Raw genomic sequence first — 2,575 nt, forward strand, 5'->3', positions numbered from 1 at the left:
TTAAAGAGCGTGTCTGCTGACAGCCGGCTATCCTTCGTGATAGGCACCACCACCGCATGAATGTGAGGGGTCTTCTCATCCTGGTGCAGGGTGAAGCTGACAAGGTTCTTTTCTCCGAACTTCTCCTTCAAAAAGTTCAAATTACTTTCTACCCATTTACTTCCTCGCATGTCAGCCGCCTGGCCCTGCTTGTCTCGTTTGAATGCTTCTGGACTAGCAGTCAAAAGTACTTCCATTGCTCGCACTTGGTCAGCCCGCACCTTGCGCGTAACTACTTCGCCAATCCGTTGCTCGGCTAAGCTCCAGTAGTCTTTTTGCTCCGAGTTGACCAACTCCTGGTTCAGGGTTGCGGTACGCTTAGGGTCGGCGTTGGGCGTATTCATTTCCCGATAATTGTGGCGGGTCTTGCTCAACGCAGCGCTCTGCGTCTTGATCTTGGCAACGCGAATAATGGCGGTAGACATCGGCAACGATTGGGGCAGTTGGGAAAAAAGGCACCCCCGGAGGGCACACGGCAAATTTTGGGTAGGGCGGCGAAGCAAGCCCTACCCAGGATTTGCCATAGTGTGTTATGGCATTTGAACAATGCCTCCGGACGACTTCCACAAGGTAGTGAAAGGCCTGATAATTTCTATGCCTAATTGCCCGTGCCGGGCATAGGTTTTCTGAGCATAGGCCCTTCCGCGCATAGCGTCTTTTTTCCCTACTGCCTTAGACAGCGCGGAAGGGCCTATGCTCAGAAAACCTATGCCCGGCACGGGCAATAAAAAACCACCCGATCAGAGAGAGCGAATCTGCAACCTGATCGGGTGGGTGTCGAGCTGGCCAGCAGAGGGTGGTACCTACAACATCTGGCTTTGCGCGTCTAGGGCACTGAGTTATTCTTCCGGTTGCTCCTCAGCAGAGCCGTTGATGCTTCACTCAGTTACGCAAAGGTAGCTATCTATATGAGATTTTATGTGTATTAGAAAATTTATATTAACCTGTATTTCGTCAGATTGGTTTCCTGTGACAGAATAGCACCTCTAACATTTAGGGTAGATGCCACAACAGAATCTGTATTCAACTGGCAATTGCCAAGGCAATTTTAGACCTGTCGATTCGCGTCCTACCCAAAAGTTACGTCGAAGACGATCTTACCCAAGTTGATTTTCCGCGCCAAGTCTAGGCTGTTTCATTTGCGTGAAATGACCGTGTGGGTAGGGAGGTCTTTGAAATGATATATAAAGGAAATTATGGAAGGCCCAATGATGAACATCCAACCGCTTAACGCTCTTTGTGACGTAGCACCTAAAGTAGAACTTCCCAAGTTGCTAGTCTTAACAATTGGCATTTGTTTGACTATATGCTTTTGCACCTACTTCTACTTTCACGCAAAGGAAAAAGAAATAGAGCGTGCTCCAGAAATATGGCGCGCTGCAGGTGATTACGAAGCTAAGAAGCGGGGATTTATTCCTGTTGGTGATACTACTCGAATAGTCCCCTAGTGTCGTTATCTATTTGCGGATTTGTGGGTCCCTTACTACGCTTTTTTGGTTTAGGCTTAGCGTGACCTATCAATTCAGTATCGAAAAGTGGTTTGTCCTGTTCAGAGTTAGATATATACACTGCGGCATCAAATAAGGCATAACGCTTACCGTTGGCATCTGACTTCCAAGCTATTTGCGCATTAACGGCATATATGTTTGTACTACCTGATTTTACTATATCAAGCGCTTTTTTCTCTTTGAGGTAATTAGTACAACGGAATATGGTTGTCCTATGCAAACCCATGGCTTCAGCTAATGCCTCTTGACTAACGACTAAGGCATTTCTCTTATCCATATGCTGGAGCAACCACACGAAGACTTTCACAGCTGTAGGGTTTTCACCAGTCATCTCGATAATGAGATCTAGCTTATCAACATACAGTTGAACAAACTTATCGTTGACTAGCTCAACCTCGCCACTTTCATAATTAACAACTCGTTTTTCGTGTGCCATCTGATGTTGCATACAATGGAACAACGTTGTTCCATCCGCGCACAATATTATCATTTATGCGCAACATCACGATGCAAATCAAGAACTTTTAGATGCATGAAAACATCTTTATGATGAAAACATGTTGCATAGCTCATGCAACATGCATGTTGCACACTGTGCAACATGGTATAAGTATATATAATTGATAATCAAAAACTTAAATAAACTTATATTCTTGTTCTCCTTAATCGCGCCATTAGGAGCAGTTGTCAATGATAAGATACTATCTACTGATTCCTCGACTGCCTCTTTTATGCCCACGTGATTGAGTGCGTTCCTGCTCACGTAACTGCTCACTGCGCACGACTCCTTTCTCGCGCAATTGACGGTCGGCAGGCTGCTCATACACCTCATACCCTAACTCCTTTGCCTGTTGCAGTAGGCCAGTTACAGCTTTCGCGGTGTGGACTCCCGAGTAGTGCACGTTTAGCCCTCCGGTTCGCTCGTCTGCACTCACGCCACAACCCACCTTACTGAAAGCCTCTTTTACTTGGGACAACTTCTCCACCGGTATAACCAGCCGTGCAAAGGCTTTGGTATCGGTGCCCAC

Annotated in this window: 3 protein-coding genes; all 3 read right to left on the reverse strand. The window is 46.4% G+C overall.

All coding sequences use genetic code 11. The features are described from left to right. A partial coding sequence (mobV, locus tag J4D97_RS22705; protein ID WP_208309584.1) for a MobV family relaxase occupies nt 1-464 on the reverse strand: 464 nt, incomplete at its 3' end. A gap of 1,003 nt (nt 465-1,467) precedes the next feature. Next, nucleotides 1,468-1,983, reverse strand: coding sequence for a helix-turn-helix domain-containing protein (locus J4D97_RS22710; RefSeq protein ID WP_208309585.1), 516 nt, complete (start codon nt 1,981-1,983; stop codon nt 1,468-1,470). A gap of 265 nt (nt 1,984-2,248) precedes the next feature. Beyond that, on the reverse strand, nt 2,249-2,575 hold a 327-nt coding region (locus J4D97_RS22715), incomplete at its 5' end, for a hypothetical protein (RefSeq protein ID WP_208309586.1).

The organism is Hymenobacter defluvii, from assembly GCF_017589435.1.
Taxonomy (GTDB): Bacteria; Bacteroidota; Bacteroidia; order Cytophagales; family Hymenobacteraceae; genus Hymenobacter; species Hymenobacter profundi.